General features: G+C 61.8%; 4 protein-coding genes. 2 read left to right on the forward strand and 2 right to left on the reverse strand.

The window, feature by feature from the left end; genetic code table 11:
- Positions 1–179 precede the first annotated feature (179 nt).
- Together SO180_RS35875 and SO180_RS35880 are read right to left on the reverse strand one after the other, a co-directional pair.
- Positions 180–2,588 carry a TonB-dependent receptor gene (locus SO180_RS35875; RefSeq protein ID WP_449383539.1) on the reverse strand — a complete coding sequence of 803 codons (2,409 nt, stop codon included), beginning with the start codon at positions 2,586–2,588 and terminating at the stop codon, positions 180–182.
- Between the two features lie 241 nt (positions 2,589–2,829).
- Complete coding sequence (locus SO180_RS35880) at positions 2,830–3,069, reverse strand: hypothetical protein (protein ID WP_449383540.1); 240 nt, start codon at positions 3,067–3,069, stop codon at positions 2,830–2,832.
- Between the two features lie 403 nt (positions 3,070–3,472).
- Between SO180_RS35880 and SO180_RS35885 the strand changes: the two genes are divergently transcribed.
- A complete protein-coding gene (locus SO180_RS35885; RefSeq protein WP_449383541.1) occupies positions 3,473–4,645 on the forward strand; it encodes an efflux RND transporter periplasmic adaptor subunit in 1,173 nt (390 codons plus the stop codon).
- On the forward strand, positions 4,642–7,348 hold a 2,707-nt coding region (locus tag SO180_RS35890), incomplete at its 3' end, for an efflux RND transporter permease subunit (RefSeq protein WP_449383542.1). The genes SO180_RS35885 and SO180_RS35890, both read left to right, overlap by 4 nt.

Below are 7,348 nucleotides of genomic sequence, written 5' to 3' on the forward strand. Positions count from 1 at the left end.
AAACTTCAGTTTGAAACGATTCTAAATTGGAGCTTGTAAGCGTTCTAAATTGACTCACGAAATGTCTGCCGAATTCTCCTTCGCATCGGTCGATCGTTGATGGCCGCGCGATATCCGCGACCATCTGGCCGCGGATATCGTAACGACGAGAGCGGGTCAGGCTGCTCTCCATCGGAGCCTCAGAACTTGGCCGAGGTGACGACGTAGAACGCCCGGCCTGGTGCGACCGCCACGAACGGTACAGCGCTGCGATAGAGCGTGTCGTAGTACAGCTTGTTGGTCAGGTTCTGCGCGTAGAGCTTCATCGTCCAGTTCTTGTCGATCTTCTTCTCGACGAACGCGTCGAAGCGCCAGTAGCTCGGCAGCTCATTGCCGGTGTTGGCCGCAAACGTGCCGCCATAGACCTTCGAGCGATACACCGCCTGCCCGCCGAGCTCCCAACCATCGTCGAGCTTGTACTTGGTGAGCATGCTGAACGACTGGTGGGCGACGTTGGCCAGCTGGAGGCCGATGTTGGAGGCGATGCCGCTTTGCGTGACCTTCGACTGCATCAGCACCAGGCCGCCGAAGATGCTCCAGCGGTCCGTGATCTTGCCCTCGGCCTCGATGTCGATGCCCTGGATTCTGTAGGCCGCGCCCGAAGTCAGCAGGTTGTTGACGGTCTCGCGCGCATTGTCCTTGGTGGTTTGGAACAGTGCGCCCGTCACGAGCAGATGGCGGTCGGCGAGTTCCCATTTGGTGCCGATTTCGGCCGCCTTGTTGCGCTCGGGGCCGAGCAGAATGGCCGTGTTCGCCGGAACGCCACCGTAATCGGTGCCGGTTGCGTCAAGCTCCGACCCGAACGGATTGGCCGAGGTCGCATAGGCCGCGTAGATGCTGCCGATCGACATCGGCTTGTAGACCAGGCCGACGTTGTAATTGACGAGATTGGCATTCTGCTTGAGATAAGCCGAGTTTGTCGAAGAGCTTTGGCTGTAGCCATCATAGCGGACACCGCCATTGACGATGATGGTGTCCTGCCAGTTCGCGGTGTCCATGACGTAGACGCTGCTGGTGTTGACCCCATAACGCGTCGGGTTTCCAACCAGCGACGGCGTGCCGAAGCCAGAGAGATAAGTGTACTGAGGGGAATAGAGATTGACGTTCTGGACGGCGCCGTTGCTCGTTGAGCCGCCGCCGAACAGTTCCGAGGAGAGACCGGTGTAACGGTCGATCGAGATGTCCTCGTTCGTATATTCGACGCCGAACACCGCGGTGTGCTTGACCCCGCCGGTGTCGAGCTTGAACGTGGCCTCGTTCTGGTTGGCCCACACGTCCACGTTCTGGTAACGGCTCTGCGCGCTGGCCGTGGTCGTCCAGAGCAGCGGATTGACGTTGGTCGTATTCGGGTTCTGCGGCAGCGTGCCGATATAGTTCAGTAGCGAGTGCTCGCCGCGCACCTTGCTGGTCAGGGTGACGGCCTCGTTGACCCTGTACTCGGCCGTGGCGGTGCCGAAGTCCTGCCGCGCAGTCTGGAAGTCGCGGTTGACGAAGCCGTACCAGTTCTGGCGCGGGATCCCGGCCTCGGTGACCGGCACGTTGCCCTGCTTGTAGTAAGGCACCCCGAAATCCGGCAAACCGCTGAGATCGGTGTGCACGTAATTCGTCGTGATCTTGAGATCGCTCGTCGGGGTGTACTTGGTCGAGACGAAGGTGCCCCAACGATCGTCGGTCACGTAATTGCGGCCGGCAACGTTGGCATCCTGGAACAGTCCACCGGTGCGGACCGAGAAAGTCGGGTCGATCACCTGGTTGACGTCGAGCGTAACGCGCTTGGTCATGTCGGTGCCGAACTCGGTATCCATCCGCTTGAAGTTCTGGTCACCCGCCTGCTTGGTCACGATGTTGATGGCGCCGCCCGCGGTCCCGCGTCCGGCGTAGGACGAAGCCGGCCCGCGCAGGATCTCGATCTGCTCGGTGAAGAAGTTCTCGCGGATGCTGACGGCGGGATCGCGGATGCCGTCGATGAAGACGTCGTTGCGCGCATCGAAGCCGCGGATGAAGAAGCGGTCGCCGAACGCGTTGCCACCCTCGCCGGAGCCCAGCGTCACACCGGCGGTCGAGCGACCGATCTCCTTCAGCGTCGTGGCGTTCTTGTCCTCCAGCACTTCCTTGCTGAGCACGGTGATGGTCTTCGGCGTGTTCAACATCGGCTCGGGAAACTTGCCCGAGGCCTGCACGTGATCGACCTTGTAGGGAGCTGCTGGATCGGCATACGGATTGCGGTCCGGCGCGCCTGCGCTCTGGGACGGCGCGGCTGCGGCCTGTTGCGCCTGCTGGCGCTGCGCCGCGCGGCGAAGCGCATTGCGCGCACGAACCTGCTCCGGCGACGGTTTCGATGCGGCAGGCCGCGGGCGCTCGACGGGCGCATCGACACTGACGGGGGGAAGATTCGACTGCTGCGCTTCGGCCGCCCCCGAAAACGATGCCGCTGCAATCAAGCCAGCAACAGTCGAAACCGCCCTGCCGGAATTTCCATCACACTTGTGTCCAACCGAATCGATCGCAGCGATCGAACGCAGCGATCGCGGCGCTACCACCAGCCCCATTCCAATGCACCCCAATTTCAATTTTCTGATCGTTGACGCGCAACATGTGCGTCAAGCGATGGGGCGGTGCTATCGATCGGAAAAAATTGGGTCAATGCGAAGCGCGCACGAAACCGCTTGAATACCTCCAGATCAAATCAATTCTAAAATTCGAGTCTGATATTGCTCTAAACTAGCGCGACAAAGTGATGCAGCAGGCCGATACGCATCTTGCGCTTGGGCACTTACATGTAGCAGCCCATCAATCACTGCTCGGCGGCTTCATCAGCGAGAACAATTCGTCGACCGTTTGCTGTGCGACGGAACGAACGCGATCAGTATCGTCCATGCCGGCGATGTTGACGCCCTTCACGACGGCTTTGATCTCGTCGCGAAAGTCGGTCAGGAAGCGTAAGGGATCGCCCTGTTCGTTGGCGACGCGCGCGATCAGGCCCGCGATCAGAATCTGACACGCGATCAGCTTGCCGTTCAGCTCGTCCATCATGCGCTCCCGTTGTGCGGCGGTGATATGGACGACGTCGCATGGGCTGACAACGGAAACACGGCGCGATCTATTTAGAACCGTTCTGGCGAGGGCGGCGCAGCCACATCCGAAAGGTCTCCCCTTCAGCATCGGCGCAGCGGATCGCGCACGCGGTGCGCGACTGGCGAAACCTTTGCACGTTGATCGATGCTACTGCCCGACAAGCTGCTCAACGGAGCGGCTGTTCACGATACGCGCACGCCGCCCGGATCGGATGCAAAGCTTTCCGATTGTTTAGGATTCTCAAGCGACAGTGTTGTTTACACTGGAACTTGGCGTGTATTATACAGGCTCCGCGCCGGAACCCTTTCGAAGACCCATTATTCAACCTTTTGGGCAAGCGAGCCAATACGAAGCCGATATGAAAAAGTCGCGGCCGATTCTGTGGTTTTCCCTCATCGCAGCCGTGGCCGTGGCAGGCTACTTCGGCTGGCAACGCTTTTATGGTCCCGACGCCGCCAAGACCCAGGCCGCGCAAAAAGGCCCGCCGCGACCGGTCGCAGTTCCCGTTACCATCGCACCAGTCCAGCAGGCCGATTTTCCGGTCTATCTGACCGGTCTCGGCACGGTTCAGGGTTTCAACACCGTACAAGTCCGGACTCGCGTGGATGGCCAGATCGACAAGATCGCCTTCACCGAGGGCCAGATCGTCAACCAGGGCGACCTTCTGGTCGAGATTGATCCCCGCCCCTTCCAGGCCGCGCTCGATCAGGCCAAGGCCAAGAAGGCGCAGGACGAGGCGAATCTCGCCAACGCCAATCTCGACCTCCAGCGCTATACCAAGCTCGGCGAATTCGCGACCCGGCAGCAGACTGACACCCAACGTTCCACCGTCGCCCAGCTCACCGCGCAGATCGCGGCCGACGAGGCCGCGATTTCCAATGCCCAGACCCAGCTCGACTACACCCAGGTCAAGTCGCCGATCACCGGCGTTGCGGGTCTGCGCCAGGTCGATATCGGCAATATCGTCAATGCCTCCAGCCAGACGGCGATCGTCTCCATTGCCCAGATCGAGCCGATCACGGTGATCTTCACTGCGCCCGAGGACCAGTTGCCCTACATTAATGAGGGTCAGAAGGCCGGCGCGCTCAAGGTGATCGCGCTGACCACCGATGGCAAGAAGGCGCTCGCGGAAGGCAAGCTCGCCGTCATCAACAATCAGGTCGACACGACCAGCGGGACTATTCGGCTGAAAGCGGTGTTCGACAACAAGGACCACGCGTTGTGGCCAGGCCAATCGGTCTCGACGCGTCTTCTGGTGCGGACGCTGAAAGACGCCACGGTGGTCCCCGACGACGCGGTCCAGCATTCAACCAACGGTCTCTACGCCTATACGGTCAATCAGGAGAACAAGGCTGAACTGCGCAAGCTCAAGGTCAGCTATTCCATCGATGGACGCTCGGTGATCGATGAAGGACTTAGCCCGGGACAACAAGTGATCACCGGCGGTCAGTTCAAGGTGCAGCCCGGAAGCCTCGTCTCTACGGCGGTCGCGAGTTCGAATCCGGGCCAGAACAAGGTTCGACAGGAATGAACGACGGCGGGATTTCGGCACCTTTTATCCGTTATCCCATCGGCACCTCGCTGCTGATGGCCGGCATTCTTTTTGTCGGCCTCGTCGCTTACCCGCTGCTGCCGGTCGCGCCGCTGCCGCAGGTCGACTTCCCGACCATCCAGATCACCGCCAACCTGCCAGGCGGCAGCCCGGAGACGATGGCCTCCTCGGTCGCCCAGCCGCTCGAACGCCAATTCGCCCAGATCCCCGGCATCGCCCAGATGACGTCGACGAGCTATCTGGGCACGGCCTCGATCACCATCCAGTTCGACCTCAATCGCAGCATCGACGGCGCCGCCAACGACGTGCAGGGCGCCATCAACGCGGCGAGCGGCCAGTTACCGAAAAACCTGCCCTCGCCGCCGACCTATCGCAAGGTCAATCCGGCGGATTCGCCGATCCTGCTATTGTCCGCGACATCCGAGACGTTGCCGCTGACGACCGTCAGCGATGCGATTGACGCCCAGCTCGCCCAGCAGATCAGCCAGATCTCCGGCGTCGCGCAGGTCTTCATCGGCGGCCAGCAGAAGCCGTCGGTCCGTGTGCAGATCGACCCGGCGAAACTGGTCGCCAAAGGCCTGTCGCTCGAGGACGTCCGCAGCGCAATCGCGATCACGACGGTCGATAGTCCCAAGGGCAATATCGACGGCGAGAGACGCGCCTACACCATCTACGCCAATGACCAGCTACTCCAGTCCAAGGACTGGAACGACGTCATCATCGCCTACCGCAACGGCGGCCCATTGCGAATCCGCGATATCGGCCAGGCGGTCACCGGGCCCGAAGACGCCAAGCAAGCCGCCTGGGCCAACGGGAAGCGCGGCGTGTTCCTGGTGGTGTTCAAGCAGCCTGGCGCCAACGTCATCGAGACCGTCGACCGGATCAAGGCAACCCTGCCCCGGCTGGTGGCGGCGATCCCGCCGGCGATCAAGATCGAGGTGATCAGCGACCGCACCACGACCATCCGCGCCGCGGTCGAGGACGTCCAGTTCACGCTGCTGTTGACCATCGTCCTGGTGGTCATGGTCATCTTCGTCTTCCTGCGCAGCTTCTGGGCGACTGTCATTCCCACCGTCACGGTTCCGCTGGCGCTGCTCGGCGCGTGCGCCCTGATGTGGGTGTTCGGCTATTCGCTCGACAATCTGTCGCTGATGGCGCTCACGATCGCGGTTGGCTTCGTCGTCGACGACGCGATCGTGATGCTCGAGAACATCACGCGCTACATCGAAAACGGCGATTCGCCCCTCGCCGCCGCCTACAAGGGCGCCAAGGAGATCGGCTTCACCATCGTGTCGATCAGCATCTCGCTGGTTGCGGTGCTGATCCCGCTGCTGCTGATGGGCGGCATCATCGGGCGCCTGTTCCGCGAATTCGCCGTCGTGCTCGCGATGACGATCTTCGTCTCGATGTTCGTGTCGCTGACGCTGACCCCGATGATGGCCTCGCGCTTCCTGCGCGCCCATGGCGAGGTGAAGCACGGCAAGTTCTATGCGTGGAGCGAGCGCGCCTTCGACGCGATGCTGCGCGGCTATGAATACGTCCTCGACCACGCGCTGAGCTGGCGGCGCACCACGCTCACCATCTTCTTCGCCACCCTCGGCCTGTCGGTCTACCTGTTCATCCTGATCCCGAAGGGCTTCTTCCCGCAGCAGGACGTCGGCCTGATCACCGCGACGTCCGAAGCATCTCAGGACATCTCGTTTGCCGAGATGCAGAAGAAGCAGCAGGAGCTCGGCAAGATCGTGATGGCCGATCCTGACGTTGCTTCCATCGCGATGAACATCGGCGGCAGCGGACGCGCCGGCAACAACGGCAACATGTTCATCACGCTGAAGGCGCGCAACGATCGCGAGGCATCCGCGCAGCAGATCATCGCGCGGCTGCGTCCGAAACTCGAGAAGGTCGAGGGCGCTCGCCTCTATATGCAGGCCGCGCAGGACGTCCGACTCGGCGGCCGCCCGACGCGCACCCAGTTCGAATTCACCTTGCAGGACGCCGATCTCGGCGAGCTCAATGGCTGGGCGCCCAAGATCCTCGCCAAGATGCAGACGCTGCCGGAGCTGCGTGACGTCGCGACCGACCAGCAGACCCAGGGCACCACGGTTCAGCTCAAGATCAATCGCGACACCGCCTCGCGCTACGGCATCCAGCCGCAGCTGATCGACGACACGCTCTATGACGCATTCGGCCAGCGCCAGGTCACGCAGTACTTCACGCAGCTCAACAGCTATCACGTGATCCTGGAGATCCTGCCGGAGATGCAGGGTAATCTCGACAGCCTGAACAAGCTGTACCTGAAATCGCCGCTAACCGGCGACCAGGTGCCGCTGTCGACCTTTGCGACCTGGACGACCGATCCGGTGCGACCGCTCTCGATCAGCCATCAGGGCCAATTCCCGGCGATCACGATCAGCTTCAACCTCGCGCAGGGCGTGGCGCTGGGACAGGCCACGGAAGCCGTGCAGAAGGCCATGGCCGATCTCGGCGCGCCGGCAACGCTGAATTCGAGCTTCCAGGGCACCGCGCAGGCCTTCCAGCAGTCGCTTGGCACTGTGCCGCTGCTGATCCTGGCAGCTCTCGTGGTGGTCTATCTGATCCTCGGCATTCTCTACGAGAGCTACATCCATCCGATCACGATTCTCTCGACCCTGCCTTCGGCAGGCGTCGGCGCGCTGCTGATCC

It is taken from the genome of Bradyrhizobium sp. UFLA05-112 (assembly GCF_053572325.1).

Excerpts from the sequence above, each read along its gene's own strand:
- SO180_RS35885 (WP_449383541.1), top strand. The coding sequence starts at position 3,473 with ATGAAAAAGTCGCGGCCGATTCTGTGGTTTTCCCTCATCGCAGCCGTG.
- SO180_RS35875 (WP_449383539.1), bottom strand. The coding sequence starts at position 2,588 with ATGGGGCTGGTGGTAGCGCCGCGATCGCTGCGTTCGATCGCTGCGATC.
- SO180_RS35880 (WP_449383540.1), bottom strand. The coding sequence starts at position 3,069 with ATGGACGAGCTGAACGGCAAGCTGATCGCGTGTCAGATTCTGATCGCG.